Here is a 17,634-nt window from a genome sequence, read left to right as displayed (position 1 = left end):
GCGTGTCCGTCTGATCGGAAACGATCGGCACACGTACGAAAGGGACGCGAAATGGCACTCTCCCGTTCGGCACGTTTAGGCGCGCTCGCCACAGCGGCGGCCTCCTTCTTCCTCGTCGCCGCCTCCTCCGCCCCCACCCCCGGCGCGGACGGCATCGGTGACACGTACTTCCCCCAGCTCGGCAACGGCGGCTTCGACGCCCGCCACTACGCCCTCGACGTGGCGTACGACCCCGGCACCGACCGCCTCGACGGCGTCACGACCCTCACCGCCCGCGCCACCCGGAACCTCTCCTCCTTCGACCTGGACCTCCAGAAACTGGACGTCACGAAGGTCGAGGTGAACGGCAGAAAAGCCCACTTCACGCGGGAGGGCGACGAGATCCGCGTCACCCCCCGCGGCCCGCTGGCCAGGGGCAAGAACTTCACGGTGACCGTCACCTACGGCGGGGTCCCCGAGCCGCTCAACGGCCCGATCGTGTTCGGCTCCGACTACGGGTGGATGAAGACCGCGGACGGCGTGTTCGTCGCCTGCGAGCCCAACGCCGCCTCCACCTGGTTCCCCTCCAGCGACCACCCCTCCGACAAGGCGACCTACGACATCCGCATCACGGCGCCCAAGGGCCTGACGGCGGTCTCCAACGGACGCCTGATGTCGACCCGCGACAAGGGCGCCTCCACGGTCACCCACTGGCGCGAGAGCCGGCCCATGGCCACCTATCTCGCGACGGCGACCATCGGGACGTTCGACGTGCGGACCGGCACCACCCCGGGCGGTACGCCGATCTACGTCGCGATCGACCCGGTGCTCGCCAACAGCAACAGCGTCGACGTGTACGCGGTCACCGCCGAGGCGACCGACTACTGGTCGCAGGTGTTCGGGCCGTACCCGTTCGAGGAGACCGGCGCCATCGTCGACGACATGCCCGAGGCGGGCTTCTCGCTGGAGGTCCAGTCGAAGCCCGCGTACTCGGCGGTGCGGTCGGAGACGACCATCGTGCACGAGCTCGCCCACCAGTGGTTCGGCGACTCGGTCTCGGTGGCCCACTGGAAGGACATCTGGCTCAACGAGGGCTTCGCGACCTACGCCCAGTGGCTGTGGGCCGAGCACAAGGGCACCCGGTCGGCGCACGACTCGTTCCTCGCCGGGTACAACCAGCGACCCGCGGAGTCCGCCTTCTGGCAGACCACGGTCGGCGATCCGCAGCGCGACACGATGTTCGCCTCGGCGGTCTACCAGCGGGGCGCGATGACGCTCCAGACGCTGCGCGAGCGCATCGGCGACACCGCGTTCTTCAAGCTGCTGCCCGCATGGACGAAGCTGCACCGGTACGGCAACGCCAGTACCGCCGACTTCATCGCCCTCGCCGAGAAGGTCTCCGGGCAGCAGCTCGACGATCTCTTCCAGACCTGGCTGTTCACCACAGGCAAGCCGGCCCTCTAGACCTTCCTTCGTAAGGCGCACACCCCGCGACAGGTCAGAATGTGGGGGTGTTCCAGCAACTTTTCAGCCCCTCCGTCCAGCACACGCTCGATCTGATCGGCATCTTCGTCTTCGCGATCTCCGGCGCCCTGCTGGCCGTCCGCAAGAACTTCGACGTCTTCGGCATCGCCGTCCTCGCGGAGATCACCGCGCTGGGCGGAGGGCTGCTGCGCGACATCATCATCGGTGCCGTACCCCCGGCCGCCTTCACCGACCTGGGGTACTTCACCACCCCGCTCGTCGCCGCCCTGCTCGTGTTCTTCCTGCACCCGCAGGTCGAGCGCATCCAGGTCGGCGTGAACGTCTTCGACGCGGCCGGGCTCGGACTGTTCTGTGTCACCGGCACCGTCAAGGCGTACGACTACGGGCTCGGCCTGACCGCCTCCGCCGCCCTCGGCCTCGCGACCGCCGTGGGCGGCGGCGTGCTGCGCGACGTCCTCGCCAACGAGGTCCCCTCCCTGCTGCGCTGGGACCGTGACCTCTACGCGGTCCCGGCGATGGTCGGCGCCACGATGGTCGTGCTCTGCATCCGCTACGACGCGCTCACGCCGTTCACCAGCGGCCTCGCCATCGTCACGGCCTTCGTGCTGCGCCTGTTCGCGATGCGGTACCACTGGCGAGCTCCGCGTGCGTGGAACCGCCGCTCGACGGTGCGGGAGGAAGAGACTTCCTGACGCCCGCCCCGTCCGCGGCGCCTCCGGCCTCACGGGTGCTTCCCGCGTCCGAGGTGCCTCCGGCGTCCGCGGTGCCTCCCCTGCCGCCGTCGAACTGCTCGGTCAGCCAGCGGAACACCTGCGGGAGCTGCGGCCGCCAGAGGCCCATGTCGTGGCCGCCCGCGCTGCGCGGCAGCAGCACCACGTCCACGCTCGTCGGCGGCTTCGCGACCGCCTGGATCGCCGTGCCCGCCTGGTAGCCGTCACCGGACTCGCCGGAGAAGTAGAGGGCGATCCGGGGGTGGACGCGCTCGGCGCGCAGCAGCAGGTAGGGATTGTTGCGCCGGCGCAGTTCGAGGCTCCGCCCGGCGAGTGAACTGCGTTCGCCCTTCGGGTCGTTGTAGCCGGACATGCTCACCGCGGCCCGGTAGCGGTCGGGATGGGCGACGGCCAGCTTGGTGGCGCAGTGCGCCCCGGCCGAGTATCCGGCCGCGGCCCAGCCGCTCGGGGCGGGCTCGGCGCGGAAGTTGTCCATGACCATCCGCGGCACGTCGATGCTGAGCCAGCTCTCCGCGTTCACCGTCCCCGGGATGTTCGCGCAGCCGGTGTCCGCCCTGGCCAGCAGGTTGGTGCGCGGCGCGACCAGGATGAACGGCGCGACCCGGCCGTCGAGCATCATCGGCCGCAACTGCTCGTGCACCCGCAGGGACCCGAACCACGCCTTGGCGGAGCCCGGGTATCCCGGCAGCAGCTCCACGACGGGGAACGTCCGGTGCCGGTAGGCGGGTTCGTCGTACTGCGGCGGCAGCCAGACGTAGACCTCGGCGTTCACCCCCGACACCCGTCCCCTCAGGTCCGTGACGCGCACCCCGCCGGCCTGCCGCATGCGCGGCCCCTGGGCCGGACGGAAGGTCTGCCGCATCCGGGGCAGGTCCTTCAGCGAGATCCCACCGGTGCCGTCCGCGCCGAGGTCGGCGGCCTGCTGGACATGGTTTCCGGTGCCGAGGAGGTCGGCCCAGTCGTCGTACAGGTTGTTGGCGTTGTTCACGAGGACGAACACCAGGCTGATCGCCGTCCCCTGGGCGAAGAGCAGCATCAGGAGCCGGGCCGCGGCGCGCAACGGCGCCGGTCCGGGCACCCGGGACCACAGGGCCAAGGGCAGGAGGAGGGCGACGGCGCACAGGACGAAGGAGGTCAGGAGGAACGAAGTCCCGGTGAGGCTCATGTCCCATCAGAGGAGAACTCGGACCGATTGGTCACGGATGATTGCGGACACTTGACAAGAAATTGCCGAATCCTCACCTGGATGGCCGGACTGCGACGGTGTTCGCACGCCCGAACGAGTGAAAGCTACCGCTTAGTAATTTCCTGTTGTACCGTTCACGTATGCCAGAAGCAGCTTCGGTACAGGCCGTACGGGCCACGATCGGCGACAGCGAGTTCGACCGGGACACCGCCGTCACCCCGCGCGGGAACGGCGTCTACGACGTCGACCTCTCCGCCGGGTGGACGATCATCAACGCCGTCAACGGCGGCTATCTGCTGGCCGTCCTCGGCCGCGCGCTCGCCGACGCCCTCCCGCACTCCGACCCCTTCACGGTCTCCGCGCACTATCTGACCGCGTCCCAGCCGGGCCCCGCGGTCGTCCGCACGGACGTCGTACGCACCGGCCGGACGCTGTCGACCGGACAGGCTTCCCTCTTCCAGTACGACGACGAGGGCCGCGAGGTCGAGCGCATCCGCGTGCTCGCCTCGTACGGCGACCTCGACTCCCTGCCCGACGACGTACGCACGACCGCGCTGCCGCCGGCGATCCCGCCCATGGACCAGTGCTTCGGGCCGCAGGACGCCCCCGCCCCCATCCCCGGCAGCTCGGCGATCACCGACCGGCTGTTCCTGAAGCTCGACCCCGCGACCCTCGGCTGGGCGCTCGGCGCTCCGTCCGGGAAGGGTGAGATGCGGTCCTGGTTCGGACTCGCCGACGGCCGGGACGCGGACCCGCTCTCGCTGCTCCTCGCGGTCGACGCGCTGCCGCCGACGGCCTTCGAGATCGGCCTCTCCGGCTGGGTGCCGACCGTCGAGCTGACCGTGCACGTGCGGTGCCGCCCGGCGCCCGGCCCGCTGCGCGTGTCGATCACCACCCGCAACCTCGCCGGGGGCTTCCTGGAGGAGGACGCGGAGGTCTGGGACAGCGAGGACCGCCTGGTCGCCCAGTCCCGCCAACTCGCCCGCGCCCGCCTCGGCTGACCCGCTCCGGCCTTCACGCCCCGGGGCCGGGCCGCGACCCGTCGGTCCGGGGTCTCCGGGCCCCCGGCCGCGGCCCGGCCACGGACTCGGGGCACCCCTCCTGCCGGGGGTGCCCCCGAATCCGCGCTCCGCGCCGTCAGGCGGTCACCAGGGGGCGGCGGCCCATCCAGGCCGCAAGCCGCCCGTAGGCGTCCGCGCCCTCGGGCGCCGGCACCACGGCGCCGAACGGCAGCTCGGCGTCCTCGCGCCCCTCGTCGGGCAGCACGCGGGCAGCGATCGTGAGCGCGAACTCGGCCAGTTCCGGATCGAGTTCGAGGGGCCTTCCCAGCGCCTCCCAGAGGTCCCAGGTGTGGGTCACCGCCTCCATGACGTACCCGGCGAGGGCGATCCGTCCCGCCGTCTCGCCCCAGGGCACCCGCACCGCCGCGTCCAGCCGCGTGTCGTCCGCCCACGCCACGCGGACCTGCTCCCTGGCCTCGTCGTAGGCGGCGCTCCAGCCGTCGTCCGGCACGCCGTCGGCGAACGGCCGCACCGCGAGCCCGTCGCCGCCGGCCCCGATCACGGCGATCCGCCGGGTGCCGCCGACCAGGTGCGACAGCAGCAGACGTACGTCGAACTCGGCGCACGGTGTGACACCGTCCAACTGCTCCGGCCGGACGGCCGCGATCAGCGACGCGATCTGAGCGGCGGCGCGGGTGTACAGAGGGCGGGGGTCCATCGCGTTCATGACTACCTCTTCCGTGTCTCGGTGTGCCCTCACTCTCGACGCATAACCTGACAGTTTCCGTCAACATTTGTGCCGGCCCGGCGCGGGCGCGATCCTGGGCGCGTGAAGTCCGACCGTCTGCTCTCGATCCTGCTGCTGCTCCAGACACGCGGCCGCGTCCCGGCCCGCGAACTCGCCGACCGGCTGGAGGTGTCGGTGCGCACCGTCTACCGGGACGTCGAGGCCCTGTCCGCCTCCGGCGTCCCCGTCTACGCCGAACGCGGGCGGCACGGCGGCATCGAACTGCTCGCCGGATTCCGTACGGACGTCACCGGACTGACCGCGGACGAGTCCCGGTCGCTGTTCATCCTGGCCGCGCGGGGCGCGCACGCCGCCCTCGGCCTGGACGCGGCGCTCGGCTCGGCGCTGCGCAAGGTGATGGCCGCGCTGCCCGCCCCCTTCAGGCCCGCCGCCGAGGTCGCCGGCCGGCGGATCCTCGTCGACGCCACCCGCTGGAGGGGCGGTCCCCGGCGGACCGTCGATCTGGACGTGTTGCAGGACGCCGTCTTCTCCGACCGCCGGCTCCGGCTGCGCTACCGCCACGGCGGCGACGCCGAGCCGCGCACCTGCACCGTCGACCCGTACGGTCTCGTCTCCAAGGCCGGTGTCTGGTACCTGGTCGCCGACCGGCGGGGCGCTCCGCGGCTGTTCCGCGCCGACCGGGTCCGCTCGGCCACCCTGCTGCCGGACCCGGTGCGGCGCCGACCCGGCGTCGAACTCGCCGACGCCTGGGAGGTACTGCGCCGTCAGGTCGAGGAGCGGCCGGGCGGTGTCGACGTCACGGTTCGGGTACGGCGCTCCCGCCTCGACATGTTCGTACGCCTCCACGCGGCCTCCCTCGCCGAGTTGCCCGAGGACGACGGCGCCGGTGAGTGGGTGACCGCGCGTCTCGTCCTCGGCTCGGTGCGCGAGTCCCGGACCCTGCTGGCCTTCGGGGACGCGCTGGAGGTCCTCGCTCCGGCCGAGGCGCGCCGGGAGCTGGCCGCGACGGCCGCGGCCATCGGCGCGGTGTACGAGGGGGATTGAGCACCCGGTGCCGGGACCGGGCGGGACCGCGTCGGGGTCGCGGCGCACAGCAAGACACAGCTTCGGCACAGCGCGGCCCTACGTGGATCTGGTCCGCTGTCTCCCGCTCGTCCGGCTCTCGTCGGCCGATTCACGTGACTTGACTGGGAGTTGCCCCAATGAACCGTCGTGCACGACTTGTTCCCCTCGTCGCCGTCCTCGCGCTCTCGCCCCTCCTGGCGGCCTGTGGCTCCGGTGACTCGTCGTCCTCGGACGGCACCACCTCCGGCGAGCAGAACTGCACCCGCCCGTCCGGGATGCCGAGCGGCGGGCCCGGGGGCCGCCCCAGCGGCGCTCCCACGGGCATGCCCTCGCGGTCCGGCGTTCCTTCGGGCGTGCCCACCGGGAAGGCGCCTTCCGGGTTCCCCTCGGGCATGCCGAGCGGAGCCCCCGGCGGTGGCACGGGTGGCGGCCAGGGCGGCGGCTGCGGCGGCCCCGGCGGCGGCCAGGCGGGTCAGGGCCAGGGCTGAGCCCGGGGCCCGGGCGGGCCGGCCAGGCGGGGCTGCCTCCCCGGGTCCCGTACCGGCCTGCCGAGTCCCGTGCGGGGCTGCTCTCCAGGCCCGCATCGGCCTTGCCGAGTCCCGTGCGGGGGCTGCCTCCCCGGGTCCCGCACCGGCCTGCCTCCCCGGGTCCCGCACCGGCCTGCCGAGTCCCGTGCGGGGCCGCTCTCCAGGCCCGTACCGGCCTGCCGAGTCCCGGGCAAGGCCGACTCCCCGAACCGTGTCCAAGCTCCGCTCGGGGCTGCTTCGTGGCGGTCAGCCGAGCCAGTGGCGGCGGCCGATGCTGATCAGCCGCATCTGGCGGCTCGCCACCCCGGCCACTCGTTCGCGGTCGGCCGCGGAGCCGTCCAGCGCCTCCAGGAACGCCGAGGCCGCCATCAGCATGTGGTCGACATACAGGCCGGCCAGCATCAGCAGATCGCCGTCGCTCCACCCCGCCGACTCGGGGTGCTCGGCCAGCGCGTCCCTGACCTCCTCGGCGAACCGGGCCAGTTGCTCACGGATCGCGTCCCGCACCGGGGCGACCCCGCCGTGCCGCTCGCGCGCGATGAAACGGACGTGCGCCGGATGCGCCGCGACGTGGTGGGCGATCAGTTCCACGGCGCGGGCGATGCGTTCGTCGCTGTCCCCGGCCGTGGTCAGCGTGTCCTCGATCATCGGGTGCAGGCTTCCGAGCGCCTCCTCGACCAGCGCCGCCCCGAGATCCGCCGTCGAGCGGAAGTGCCGGTAGAAGGCGGTCGGGGCGACTCCGACGGCGCGGGTGACCTCGCGCAGCCCCAGGCTGCTCAGGCTCTGATTCTCCAGAAGCCCCAACGCGGCGTCCAGCAGAGCCTGTCGGGTCTTCTGCTTCTGCGCCTGACGGATGCCGAGAGTGTGACTCATGCCATGCAGTTAACAACTGTTCTCTGGAATTTAAAAGCCGTGGAGCACGTTAGACTCCAGAGTCAGTGAACAAGTGTTACTGCAACCGTTCACTGAGTCGTCAAGTCCCGGAAACATCGGACCCTCACCGTTGAGGTGCCGGACGTTCCGGGACCGGACTTCGAGACTTCTTCGAGAGGCATCTCATGCTGTTCCTCGTCGCCGCACTCCTGCTGCTCGGCGTGGTGATGGGCTCCGTGGCGCACGCGCCGCTGAGCTTCACCCTCGCCGCCGCGGCCGTCATCGGCGTCTGGCTGATCGTCTTCGCGCTGCGCGAGCGCGGAGCCCGCCGACGCCACTCCTCCGCCAACTGACCGTCGGTCCCGCACCATTGCCGACCGGCCGTTGGTCCAACCCCTTCACCAACTGACCGTTGGGAGCTGACTCACGTCATGGAACTCACCGCGCGCACCACCGGCACCACCCGCTCCACCCGCACGGCCCCCGCCACCGCCGCGCCCCGCACCACCGGCGCCGACCGCGCCGCCGAAGCCGTGCGCACCCCCGGTGCCGACGGAACCGTCCGCGCCACGCGCCCGACCGGCGTCAAGGACGCCGACGGCATGGCCGTGGCCTCCTTCGTCCTCGGCCTGCTCGGCCTGCTCGTGCTGAACCTCTTCCTGGGCCCCATCGCCATCGTCCTCGCCTCCGTCGCCCTCTGGCGCGGCACGGCCCGCCGGGGCCGCGCCTTCCTCGGCCTCGGTCTGGGGATCGCCGACCTGGTCGTCCTGGTCGCCTTCATGCAGGTCGACAACACGGTGTCCTGGAGCTTCTGAGGTCACCGCCACGGCCAAGGGGCCGGGGGGCCCGGGGGAGGGGGAGCGGGCCCGTAGAATCGAGCCCACCATGGCTTACCTCGACCACGCCGCGACCACCCCCATGCTTCCCGAGGCAGTAGAGGCCCTGACCGCCCGACTGAGCGTCACGGGCAACGCCTCCTCCCTCCACGCCGCCGGCCGCACCGCGCGGCGCGCGGTCGAGGAGGCCCGCGAGACCCTGGCGGACTCCCTCGGCGCCCGCCCCAGCGAGGTGGTCCTCACCTCCGGCGGCACCGAGGCCGACAACCTCGCGGTGAAGGGGCTGTACTGGTCCCGCAGAGACGCCGATCCGGCCCGCACCCGCGTACTGGCGAGCCCCGTCGAGCACCACGCCGTTCTCGACGCGGTCCACTGGCTCGGCGAGCACGAGGGCGCCACGGTCGAGTACCTGCCCGTCGACGCCTACGGCCGCGTCCACCCCGAAGCGTTGCGCGAGGCCATCGCCCGCAACCCCGAGGACGTCGCCCTCGCCACGGTCATGTGGGCCAACAACGAGATCGGCACCATCATGCCGGTCCGTGAACTGGCCGACGTCGCCGCCGAGTTCGACGTCCCGCTGCACGCCGACGCGGTCCAGGCCTTCGGCCAGGTCCCCGTCGACTTCGCGGCCTCCGGCCTCGCCGCGATGACGGTGTCCGGCCACAAGATCGGCGGTCCCTACGGGATCGGCGCGCTGCTCCTCGGCCGTGAGTACAGCCCGGTGCCCGTGCTGCACGGCGGTGGTCAGGAGCGCCACGTCCGCTCCGGCACGCTCGACGTGCCCGCCGTCGTGTCCTTCGCGGTCGCCGGACGGCTCGCCGCCGAGCGCCAGGAGTGGTTCGCCCGCGAGATCGGCGCCCTGCGCGACGACCTGGCCGACGCCGTCGTCAAGGCCGTGCCCGACGCCATCCTCGGCGGCGACCCGGCACCCGGGGGCCGGCTGCCCGCCAACGCGCACTTCACGTTCCCCGGCTGCGAGGGCGACTCGCTGCTCCTGCTGCTCGACGCGCAGGGCATCGAGTGCTCCACGGGATCGGCCTGCACGGCGGGGGTGGCCCAGCCGAGCCACGTCCTCCTCGCCACCGGCACCGACCCCGACCTCGCCCGGGGCACCCTGCGCTTCTCCCTCGGCCACACCTCCACGCGGGCGGACGTCGCCGCGGTGGCGCGGGCCATCGGCCCGGCGGTGGAACGGGCGCGCAGGGCGGGCCTCACCTGACCTCACCCCGTGACGCCCGGGACCGCGGGGCGCGGGTGGGCGGACCCGGGAGGGCGGGCCCCGGCGGGAAGGGGACGCGGGACCGGGCGGTCCCCGTCAGGCGGCCGCCGTGTGTGCCCGCCGTACGAGCCGTATGTACCGGTCCCAGTCCCAGTGGCGTCCGGGATCGGTGTGGTCCGTGCCCGGGACCTCGACGTGCCCGATGATGTGCTCGCGGTCCACGGGGATGCCGTACCGCCCGCAGATCCCGGCCGTCAGCCGCGCCGACGCCTCGTACATCGCGTCCGTGAACGACGAGGGGCGGTCGACGAATCCCTCGTGCTCGATGCCGACACTGCGTTCGTTGTACGAGCGGTTGCCCGCGTGGAACGCCACGTCCAGCTCGCGGATCATCTGCGTGACGTGGCCGTCCTTGCGCACGATGTAGTGCGCGGCGGCCCCGTGCTTGGGGTCCTGGAAGACCCGCACCGCGCTCGCGAAGCTGCCCTGGGTGACATGGATGACCACGCGGTCTATCCCGTAGTCGTCGGGACGGTCGGCCCGCCGCCAGTTCGCCGAGGAGGCCGCCACCCACCGCGCGCCCCGGAAGTCCACCGCCCCCGCCACACGTGACTTCTCCACGCCCGGCAGCCGCCACCACAGGTGCGACAGCTCCTCCCGGGCGAGACCGGCCGCGCTCACGGCGGCCGCCAGACCGCCGATCAGCAGCACCCGGCGGCCGACCGGCTTGTCGCCGTCCCCGGCTCCCGCCGCGGCTCCACGGCTCCGCTGCGCTCCCGGACTCTTCTTTTTGGCCCCCATGCGATCTTCAACGGATACTCGCGGGTTCCGGTTCCCACGGCCCCGTACCCTGGAGGGGTTATGACTGACACCTCGCAGCGCCCCCTCCGCGTCCTCGCCGCCATGTCGGGCGGCGTGGACTCCGCCGTAGCCGCCGCCCGTGCCGCCGAGGCCGGGCACGACGTGACGGGCGTGCACCTCGCCCTCTCGGCGAACCCGCAATCGTTCAGGACCGGCGCGCGCGGCTGCTGCACCATCGAGGACTCGCGCGACGCCCGCCGGGCCGCCGACGTCATCGGCATCCCCTTCTACGTCTGGGACCTCGCCGAGCGCTTCCGCGAGGACGTGGTCGAGGACTTCATCGCCGAGTACGAGGCCGGCCGCACCCCGAACCCGTGCCTGCGCTGCAACGAGAAGATCAAGTTCGCCGCGCTGCTGGACAAGGCGCTCGCGCTCGGCTTCGACGCGGTCTGCACCGGCCACTACGCCCAGGTGATCGTCCGCGAGGACGGCACCCGCGAGCTGCACCGCGCCTCGGACATGGCCAAGGACCAGTCGTACGTCCTCGGCGTCCTGGACGACCGCCAGCTCGCCCACGCGCTGTTCCCGCTCGGCGACACGGTCACCACCAAGGACGAGATCCGGGCCGAGGCCGAGCGCCGGGGCCTGGCGGTCGCCAAGAAGCCGGACTCGCACGACATCTGCTTCATCGCCGACGGCGACACCCAGGGCTTCCTCGCGGGCCGGCTAGGCAAGGCCGAGGGCGACATCGTCGACGAGACCGGCGCCACGATCGGCTCGCACGAGGGCGCGTACGGCTTCACGATCGGCCAGCGCAAGGGACTGCGCATCGGCACCCCGGCCGCCGACGGCAAGCCCCGCTACGTCCTCGACATCTCGCCGGTGAACAACACGGTCACGGTCGGCCCGGCGGCCTCCCTGGACGTGTCCGCGCTGACCGCGATCAAGCCCCGCTGGTGCGGAGCGGCCCCGACGGGCCCCGGCACCTACACCGCCCAGCTCCGCGCCCACGGCGGCGAGACCGAGGTGAACGCCGAGCTGGTGGACGGCGAACTGCGGGTCACCTTCACCGAGCCGGTCCGCGGCGTCGCCCCCGGCCAGGCGGTCGTCCTGTACGACGACACCCGCGTGGTGGGCTCGGCGACGATCGCGACGACCACGCGCGCGACGGCGGACGTCTAGAGGGACCTGCGCGGTCCGCCCGACCGGCCCGGCATACCCGACCGGCCCGGCATACCCGACCGGCCCGGCATGCCGGAGCTGCCCGACGTGCCCGACCGGCGCGGTCGGGCACGCGAGGGACCGGGAGAGGGATCTCGTCCCCTCGGCACAGCCGGCTGCTAGTCGGCCGTGGTGAAGAACTCCGCCAGCACCGGCGCCAGCGCCCGGGGATCCACCATGTGGGTCTGCCCCTCCAGCGTGCGGTAGGACCCGTTCGGCGCCGCCTCCGCGATGCTCCGCGCCGCCTCGCGCATCCACCCGGGGCTCGCGTCGCCCGCGACGGACAGCAGGGGCAGGGCCAGCGAGGCCAGCCGTTCGCGGGGCACCCGGTTCGCGCCCAGCGCGGCGTCGTCGTACGCGAGGGTCGGCGCGATGGCCTCCATGCCGGGCCAGGCGTGGGACATGCGCACCCCGGCGATCATCTCCGGGGGCGTGCCCACGAGGGTCAGGAACAGCTCGACGGCGTCGCCGCGCCGGTCCTGGCCGAGCAGTTCCGTCAGCCGTTCGGTGTACTCGGCCCGCTGCTTGCCCGCCACGTCGTCGACGGCGAACGGCGTCTCGTAGACGGCGATCTCACGGACGGGCAGCCCGCTCATGGCCGCCTCCAGGGCCAGCGCGCCGCCCGACGAGATGCCGTACAGCGCCGCGCTGCCCCCGAAGACCCCGATCAGTGCCGCGATGTCCTCGATCTCCCGGGCCACCGCGAAGGGCACCGTGTCGCCGCTGCCGCCGCGGCCCCGCCGGTCGTAGGTGACGGCGCCGAAGCGGTCCGAGAGGGCCTCGGCGAGCGGCGCGAGCGTGGCGCCGGTGCACATGGCACCGCCGACCAGGACGACCGTCGGGCCGTCACCGTGGCGTTCGTACGCGATGGGTGTCCCGTCGCGCGAGATGGTCTTCTTGTCCATGTCTCCACAGACTGCCCGCAGCCCGGGAACTCATCGCGTCACCACGCCCGCGTCCGCCCGGATCTCAGGACACGTCGACCTCGTAGAAGCACAGATGGTCCTTGATCTCGGCGACATCGGGCTTGGGATCCGGATAGGCCCACACGAGATCGGCCGCGCCGGGACGCGACCAGTAGGACGCGGTGCCCTTGAACGGGCAGTACGTGTGGGTGTCGGAGGGCGTCAGCAGGTCCAGGCGGACGTCCTCGGGCGGGATGTAGTAGCGGGCCGGACAGCCCGTCTCGCGCAGCACCAGGGGGCGGTCGCTCTCCGCCAGGACCTGGCCGCCGTGCACGACGCGGACGCTCCGCGCGCCCTGCTCGATGGTGATCGTGTGTCCTTCAGCCATACAGGGAAAGCGCTCGCGGGCCCCGAATCGTTCCCGCGTACGGTGAAGTCATGAACATCTGTGTCTTCCTCTCCGCCGCCGACCTCGACGACCGCTACACACGCCCCGCGCGGGAGTTCGCCGAACTCCTCGGAAAGGGCGGCCACACCCTCGTGTGGGGCGGTTCCGACGTCGGGCTCATGAAGGTCGTCGCCGACGGGGTGCAGCAGGCGGGCGGACGACTGGTGGGCGTCTCCGTGGAGTTCCTGGCCGACAGGGCCCGCCCGGGCACCGACGAGATGGTCGTCGCCCGTGACCTGGCCGAGCGCAAGGCGCTGCTCCTGGCGAAGGCGGACGCGGTGGTCGTCATGGTCGGCGGCACCGGCACCCTCGACGAGGCGACCGAGATCCTGGAGCTGAAGAAGCACGGGAAGACCGAGAAGCCGGTGGTCCTGCTGAACACGGCCGGCTTCTACGACGGCCTCAAGGAGCAGTTCCGGCGGATGGACACCGAGGGCTTCCTGCCGCGCCCCCTCACCGACCTGGTGTTCTTCGCCGAGGAGCCGGTGGGGGCACTGGCCTACCTGGAGGAGAGCGCCGGCATCCGCTGAGGTGTCCGCGGGCGGCGCGAGCCCGGCACCGGCCGACGTGCCGGGCACGCGGTTCGGGACCCGGGCCCGCCGAGGTGCCCGGCAGGCGGTTCGAGACCGGCGCCCGGTGATGCGAGCATGGCGTCCATGGCTACACATGTGATCACCGGGGCCGGTTCCGGCATCGGCGCGGCCGTCGCCCGCCGTCTGCACGCGCGCGGGGACGAACTCGTGCTCCACGCGCGCGACGCCGGCCGGGCGAAGGAACTGGCCGCCGCGTTCCCCGGCGCGAAGACCCTGGTCGGCGACCTCGCGGACCCCGACAAGCTCTCCTGGGCGTTCTCGCACCAGACGCTCCCCGGCGGTGTCGACTCCCTGCTGCACATCGCGGGCGTGGTCGACCTCGGCCCGGTCGGCGAACTGACCCCGAAGTCCTGGCGCCACCAGCTCAACGTCAACCTGATCGCCCCCGCCGAGCTGACCCGTCACTTCCTGCCCCAGCTGCGGGTCTCCCAGGGGCACGTGATCTTCGTGAACTCCGGCGCCGGGCTCAACGCCCACGCCGACTGGTCCGCCTACGCCGCCTCCAAGCACGGCCTGAAGGCCCTCGCCGACTCCCTGCGCCACGAGGAGCACGCGGCCGGCGTCCGGGTGACCTCCGTCTACCCGGGGCGCACCGCCAGCCCCATGCAGGCCAAGGTCCACCAGCAGGAGGGCAAGGAGTACGACGCCTCCAAGTGGATCGACCCCGAGTCGGTGGCCACGACGATCCTGATGGCGCTCGACCTGCCCCGCGACGCCGAGGTCAACGACCTGACGGTGCGCCCGGGAGGCTGACCCCCGCGCGGGATTCCGTAGGCTTCCGGGGTGAGCGAAAACAGCGAGTTCAGGTTCGGCGCCGCCACCGGGGTCGGGTCCATGCCGGGCGGTGACGCGCGGGAGGCCGCCAAGACCGTCACCGGTTCCTTCGAGGACTTCCCCTTCCTCGCCGAACTGCCCGCGCGCGGGCCCGGGGCGGACATGATCGGCCGGACCGCGGGGATGCTCGTCGAGCTGTACGCGCGCGTGGAGCCCAGCGGCTGGCGATTCGGCGACCGGCCGGGCCGGGACACCAAGCGGGCCAGGTCGTGGCTGGGGGAGGACCTCGACGCCCTGGAGGAGTTCACCCAGGGGTACGAGGGCCCCCTCAAGGTGCAGGCCGTCGGGCCCTGGACGCTGGCCGCCTCCCTGGAGCTCAGGAACGGCGAGTCCGCCCTCTCCGACCCCGGCGCCTGCCGCGACCTCGCCGGCTCGCTCACCGAGGGACTGCGTATCCACCTCGACGAGGTCCGCCGGCGGATCCCGGGGGCCGAGGTCGTCCTGCAGCTCGACGAACCCTCCCTGGTCGCCGTGCTCCGCGGCCGGGTGCCGACCGCCAGCGGCTACCGCACCCACCGCGCCGTCGACCGTCAGATCGCCGAGGCCACGCTCCGGGACGTCGTCGCGGCGAACGGCGGCGGACCCGTCGTGGTCCACACGTGCGCTCCGGACGTCCCCTTCGCCCTGCTGCGCCGGGCGGGCGCGGCGGCGATCTCGTTCGACTTCGCCCTCCTCACCGAACGTGACGACGAAGCGATCGGGGAAGCGGTCGAGGGCGGTACCCGTCTGTTCGCCGGTGTCGTCCCCGGCGTGGACGTCCCGTTGTCGGACCCTGCCGGTAGCGTCATGGGAGTCAGGACGCTGTGGCGCAGGCTGGGGCTGCGGCCGGGTCTTCTCGCGGAGGCGGTCACGCTCACTCCGTCGTGCGGACTCGCGGGGGCCTCCCCCGACTTCGCGCGCAGGGCGCTGGCCCACTGCGTCCGGGCGGCGAGATCCCTCGCGGACAACCCAGAGTAACGGGAGGACACAACGGTGGCCGGCGAAAAGCACGCAGAGCCCACATCGGTACCCGCCGAGGCACGGGAGCGGCACGCGCAGCTCGCCGAGCAGGTCGAGGAGCACCGCTTCCGGTACTACGTGAGGGACGCCCCGGTCGTCAGTGACGCGGAGTTCGACACCCTGCTGCGTTCCCTGGAGGCGCTGGAGGAGGAGTACTCCGAGCTGCGGACACCGGACTCGCCGACCCAGAAGGTCGCGGGGGCGTACGCCACGGAATTCACCTCCGTCCAGCACCGGCAGCGCATGCTGTCGCTCGACAACGCCTTCACCGACCTGGAACTGGCCGCGTGGGCCGAGCGCGTGGCCAAGGACGTGGGCGCCTCCGACCACCACTTCCTGTGCGAGCTGAAGGTCGACGGTCTCGCCGTCAACCTCACGTACGAACGCGGCCGTCTCACGCGCGCGGCGACCCGCGGCGACGGCCGTACGGGCGAGGACATCACGCCCAACGTCCGGACGATCACGGAGATCCCGGACCGTCTGACCGGCGATCACGTTCCCGACCTCGTGGAGATCCGCGGCGAGGTCTACTTCCCGATGGAGAAGTTCGAGGAGCTCAACGCCCGGCTGGTGGCGGCGGGCGACAAGCCCTTCGCCAACCCCCGCAACGCGGCGGCCGGTTCGCTGCGGCAGAAGGACCCGCGCGTCACCGCGACCCGGCCGCTCCACATGGTCGTCCACGGCATCGGCGCCCTGGAGGGGTTCGAGGCCCTCGGCCGGCTCTCCGAGGCCTACGGGCTGCTGCACTCCTGGGGACTGCCGACCACGCGGTACGCCAAGGTGGTCGACGACCTCAACGGCGTACGGGAGTTCATCGCGTACTACGGGGAGAACCGCCACTCCGTGGAGCACGAGATCGACGGGGTGGTCGTCAAGCTCGACGAGATCCCCCTCCAGGGCCGGCTCGGCTCCACCGCGCGCGCACCCCGCTGGGCGATCGCCTGGAAGTACGCGCCCGAGGAGGTCAACACCAAGCTCGTCAACATCCGTGTCGGCGTGGGCCGTACGGGCCGGGTCACGCCGTACGCGCAGGTCGAGCCGGTCACGGTCGCGGGCTCCGAGGTCGAGTTCGCCACCCTGCACAACCAGGACGTGGTGAAGGCCAAGGGCGTCCTCATCGGGGACACGGTGGTGCTGCGCAAGGCCGGTGACGTCATCCCCGAGATCCTCGGACCGGTCGCCGACCTGCGCGACGGCAGCGAGCGCGAGTTCGTGATGCCGGCCGAGTGCCCCGAGTGCGGTACGGCGCTGCGGCCCATGAAGGAGGGCGACGTCGACCTGCGCTGCCCGAACGCCCGCGCCTGCCCCGCCCAGTTGCGTGAGCGGCTGTTCTACCTCGCGGGGCGCAAGGCGCTGGACATCGATCACTTCGGGTACGTGGCGGCGGCGGCCCTCACCAAGCCGCTGGAGCCCTCCGACCCGCCGCTGAAGGACGAGAGCGACCTCTTCGACCTCACGATCGAGCGGCTGCTGCCCATCAAGGCGTACGTCCTCGACCAGGACAGCGGTCTGCCCAAGCGCGATCCGAAGACCGGCGAGGAGAAGATCGCCACGGTCTTCGCCAACCAGCAGGGCGAGCCGAAGAAGAACGCGCTTGCCATGCTGGAGACCATCGCCGCCGCCAAGGAGCGCCCGCTCGCGCGTGTGCTGACCGGCCTGTCGATCCGTCACGTCGGCCCGGTCGCGGCCGAGGCGCTGGCCCGGGAGTTCCGCTCCGTGGAGCGTATCGAGGCGGCCACCGAGGAGGAGCTCGCCACCACCGAGGGCGTCGGGGCGATCATCGCGGCCTCGCTCAAGGAATGGTTCGCCGAGGACTGGCATCGCGAGATCATCCGCAAGTGGAAGGCGGCCGGCGTCCGGATGGAGGACGAGGGCGCGGGGGAGGACGAGGGACCGCGACCGCTCGAAGGCCTCACGGTCGTGGTCACGGGCACGCTCGAACACCACACGCGGGACGGGGCGAAGGAGGAGCTGCAGAGCCGTGGAGCAAAGGTGACCGGCTCCGTCTCGAAGAAGACGTCCTTCGTCGTGGTGGGCGACAATCCCGGCTCGAAGTATGACAAAGCGATGCAGTTGAAGGTTCCGGTCCTGAACGAGGAGGGCTTCGCCGTCCTGTTGGGGCAGGGACCGGACGCGGCGGCGGAAGTCGCGCTCCCGATCGAGGAATAGGGGGTGAAGACCAC

At 72.2% G+C, this 17,634-nt stretch carries 19 protein-coding genes; 13 read left to right on the top strand and 6 right to left on the bottom strand.

All coding sequences use genetic code 11. The features are described 5' to 3' along the window. Positions 1-51 precede the first annotated feature (51 nt). Positions 52-1,443, top strand: a complete 1,392-nt coding sequence (locus tag ACIQ7M_RS32965) for a M1 family metallopeptidase (protein WP_403651106.1) — start codon at positions 52-54, stop codon at positions 1,441-1,443. Positions 1,444-1,490: 47 nt separating this feature from the next. Next, the gene (locus ACIQ7M_RS32960) at positions 1,491-2,156 is read left to right on the top strand and encodes a trimeric intracellular cation channel family protein (RefSeq protein WP_355767789.1); all 666 of its coding nucleotides are present in this window, start codon (positions 1,491-1,493) and stop codon (positions 2,154-2,156) included. Here the strand turns inward: ACIQ7M_RS32960 and ACIQ7M_RS32955 are convergent. Further along, positions 2,056-3,360, bottom strand: a complete 1,305-nt coding sequence (locus ACIQ7M_RS32955) for an alpha/beta hydrolase (RefSeq protein WP_403651103.1) — start codon at positions 3,358-3,360, stop codon at positions 2,056-2,058. The two genes, ACIQ7M_RS32960 and ACIQ7M_RS32955, sit on opposite strands and share 101 nt — an antisense overlap. 161 nt (positions 3,361-3,521) lie before the next feature. Here ACIQ7M_RS32955 and ACIQ7M_RS32950 point away from each other — a divergent pair, with 161 nt between their 5' ends. Further along, positions 3,522-4,382 (top strand): thioesterase family protein, encoded by an 861-nt coding sequence (locus ACIQ7M_RS32950; protein WP_355767783.1) that lies wholly within the window; start codon positions 3,522-3,524, stop codon positions 4,380-4,382. 136 nt (positions 4,383-4,518) lie between these two features. Here the strand turns inward: ACIQ7M_RS32950 and ACIQ7M_RS32945 are convergent, their stop codons facing one another. Next, positions 4,519-5,109, bottom strand: a complete 591-nt coding sequence (locus ACIQ7M_RS32945; protein ID WP_403651101.1) for a TIGR03086 family metal-binding protein — start codon at positions 5,107-5,109, stop codon at positions 4,519-4,521. A gap of 102 nt (positions 5,110-5,211) precedes the next feature. Between ACIQ7M_RS32945 and ACIQ7M_RS32940 the strand changes: the two genes are divergently transcribed. Beyond that, a complete protein-coding gene (locus tag ACIQ7M_RS32940) occupies positions 5,212-6,174 on the top strand; it encodes a YafY family protein (protein WP_355767546.1) in 963 nt (320 codons plus the stop codon). 158 nt (positions 6,175-6,332) lie between these two features. Continuing rightward, complete coding sequence (locus ACIQ7M_RS32935) at positions 6,333-6,683, top strand: hypothetical protein (protein ID WP_403651099.1); 351 nt, start codon at positions 6,333-6,335, stop codon at positions 6,681-6,683. Positions 6,684-6,968: 285 nt separating this feature from the next. On the opposite strand, the gene ACIQ7M_RS32930 is transcribed toward ACIQ7M_RS32935, so the two are convergent. Beyond that, positions 6,969-7,595 (bottom strand): TetR family transcriptional regulator, encoded by a 627-nt coding sequence (locus tag ACIQ7M_RS32930; RefSeq protein WP_403651097.1) that lies wholly within the window; start codon positions 7,593-7,595, stop codon positions 6,969-6,971. Positions 7,596-7,780: 185 nt separating this feature from the next. Here ACIQ7M_RS32930 and ACIQ7M_RS32925 point away from each other — a divergent pair, with 185 nt between their 5' ends. The 3 genes from ACIQ7M_RS32925 (at position 7,781) to ACIQ7M_RS32915 (ending at position 9,650) form a co-directional block, all read left to right on the top strand. Beyond that, positions 7,781-7,948 carry a hypothetical protein gene (locus ACIQ7M_RS32925; RefSeq protein ID WP_355767555.1) on the top strand — a complete coding sequence of 56 codons (168 nt, stop codon included), beginning with the start codon at positions 7,781-7,783 and terminating at the stop codon, positions 7,946-7,948. Between the two features lie 180 nt (positions 7,949-8,128). Next, a complete protein-coding gene (locus ACIQ7M_RS32920) occupies positions 8,129-8,410 on the top strand; it encodes a DUF4190 domain-containing protein (RefSeq protein WP_403651135.1) in 282 nt (93 codons plus the stop codon). Positions 8,411-8,480: 70 nt separating this feature from the next. Further along, positions 8,481-9,650 carry a cysteine desulfurase family protein gene (locus tag ACIQ7M_RS32915; protein ID WP_386980965.1) on the top strand — a complete coding sequence of 390 codons (1,170 nt, stop codon included), beginning with the start codon at positions 8,481-8,483 and terminating at the stop codon, positions 9,648-9,650. A gap of 96 nt (positions 9,651-9,746) precedes the next feature. Here ACIQ7M_RS32915 and ACIQ7M_RS32910 read toward each other — a convergent pair whose 3' ends face one another. Next, positions 9,747-10,451, bottom strand: a complete 705-nt coding sequence (locus tag ACIQ7M_RS32910; RefSeq protein WP_355767561.1) for an N-acetylmuramoyl-L-alanine amidase — start codon at positions 10,449-10,451, stop codon at positions 9,747-9,749. Between the two features lie 60 nt (positions 10,452-10,511). Between ACIQ7M_RS32910 and mnmA the strand changes: the two genes are divergently transcribed. After that, positions 10,512-11,633, top strand: coding sequence for a tRNA 2-thiouridine(34) synthase MnmA (gene mnmA, locus ACIQ7M_RS32905; RefSeq protein WP_355767564.1), 1,122 nt, complete (start codon positions 10,512-10,514; stop codon positions 11,631-11,633). A 158-nt stretch (positions 11,634-11,791) separates the two neighbouring features. Here the strand turns inward: mnmA and ACIQ7M_RS32900 are convergent, their stop codons facing one another. Both ACIQ7M_RS32900 and ACIQ7M_RS32895 read right to left on the bottom strand, forming a co-directional pair. After that, entirely contained in the window at positions 11,792-12,577 is a 786-nt protein-coding gene (locus tag ACIQ7M_RS32900; protein WP_403651093.1) for an alpha/beta fold hydrolase, read from the bottom strand. A gap of 64 nt (positions 12,578-12,641) precedes the next feature. Next, entirely contained in the window at positions 12,642-12,965 is a 324-nt protein-coding gene (locus tag ACIQ7M_RS32895; RefSeq protein WP_355767570.1) for a DUF427 domain-containing protein, read from the bottom strand. Between the two features lie 50 nt (positions 12,966-13,015). On the opposite strand from ACIQ7M_RS32895, the gene ACIQ7M_RS32890 reads away from it, so the two are divergent. From ACIQ7M_RS32890 to ligA, 4 genes are all read left to right on the top strand, one after another. Continuing rightward, positions 13,016-13,555, top strand: a complete 540-nt coding sequence (locus ACIQ7M_RS32890; RefSeq protein ID WP_355767572.1) for a TIGR00730 family Rossman fold protein — start codon at positions 13,016-13,018, stop codon at positions 13,553-13,555. 117 nt (positions 13,556-13,672) lie between these two features. After that, complete coding sequence (locus ACIQ7M_RS32885; RefSeq protein ID WP_355767575.1) at positions 13,673-14,371, top strand: SDR family oxidoreductase; 699 nt, start codon at positions 13,673-13,675, stop codon at positions 14,369-14,371. Positions 14,372-14,401: 30 nt separating this feature from the next. Next, positions 14,402-15,409 carry a methionine synthase gene (locus ACIQ7M_RS32880; protein ID WP_403651090.1) on the top strand — a complete coding sequence of 336 codons (1,008 nt, stop codon included), beginning with the start codon at positions 14,402-14,404 and terminating at the stop codon, positions 15,407-15,409. A gap of 15 nt (positions 15,410-15,424) precedes the next feature. Beyond that, positions 15,425-17,620 (top strand): NAD-dependent DNA ligase LigA, encoded by a 2,196-nt coding sequence (gene ligA, locus ACIQ7M_RS32875; protein WP_403651088.1) that lies wholly within the window; start codon positions 15,425-15,427, stop codon positions 17,618-17,620. Positions 17,621-17,634 lie beyond the last annotated feature (14 nt).

Origin of the sequence: Streptomyces sp. NPDC096324, assembly GCF_044763015.1 — a bacterium.
Taxonomy (GTDB): Bacteria; Actinomycetota; Actinomycetes; order Streptomycetales; family Streptomycetaceae; genus Streptomyces.
Note: the sequence above shows the minus strand (reverse complement) of the source record. Positions and strands in the feature narration are given on the sequence as shown.

Coding starts and splice junctions, on each gene's coding strand:
- ACIQ7M_RS32915 (WP_386980965.1), top strand. CDS start 8,481: ATGGCTTACCTCGACCACGCCGCGACCACCCCCATGCTTCCCGAGGCA.
- ACIQ7M_RS32925 (WP_355767555.1), top strand. CDS start 7,781: ATGCTGTTCCTCGTCGCCGCACTCCTGCTGCTCGGCGTGGTGATGGGC.
- ACIQ7M_RS32930 (WP_403651097.1), bottom strand. CDS start 7,595: ATGAGTCACACTCTCGGCATCCGTCAGGCGCAGAAGCAGAAGACCCGA.
- ACIQ7M_RS32955 (WP_403651103.1), bottom strand. CDS start 3,360: ATGAGCCTCACCGGGACTTCGTTCCTCCTGACCTCCTTCGTCCTGTGC.
- ACIQ7M_RS32895 (WP_355767570.1), bottom strand. CDS start 12,965: ATGGCTGAAGGACACACGATCACCATCGAGCAGGGCGCGCGGAGCGTC.
- ACIQ7M_RS32935 (WP_403651099.1), top strand. CDS start 6,333: ATGAACCGTCGTGCACGACTTGTTCCCCTCGTCGCCGTCCTCGCGCTC.
- ACIQ7M_RS32945 (WP_403651101.1), bottom strand. CDS start 5,109: ATGAACGCGATGGACCCCCGCCCTCTGTACACCCGCGCCGCCGCTCAG.
- ACIQ7M_RS32965 (WP_403651106.1), top strand. CDS start 52: ATGGCACTCTCCCGTTCGGCACGTTTAGGCGCGCTCGCCACAGCGGCG.
- ACIQ7M_RS32900 (WP_403651093.1), bottom strand. CDS start 12,577: ATGGACAAGAAGACCATCTCGCGCGACGGGACACCCATCGCGTACGAA.
- ACIQ7M_RS32950 (WP_355767783.1), top strand. CDS start 3,522: ATGCCAGAAGCAGCTTCGGTACAGGCCGTACGGGCCACGATCGGCGAC.
- ACIQ7M_RS32890 (WP_355767572.1), top strand. CDS start 13,016: ATGAACATCTGTGTCTTCCTCTCCGCCGCCGACCTCGACGACCGCTAC.
- ACIQ7M_RS32910 (WP_355767561.1), bottom strand. CDS start 10,451: ATGGGGGCCAAAAAGAAGAGTCCGGGAGCGCAGCGGAGCCGTGGAGCC.
- ACIQ7M_RS32885 (WP_355767575.1), top strand. CDS start 13,673: ATGGCGTCCATGGCTACACATGTGATCACCGGGGCCGGTTCCGGCATC.
- mnmA (WP_355767564.1), top strand. CDS start 10,512: ATGACTGACACCTCGCAGCGCCCCCTCCGCGTCCTCGCCGCCATGTCG.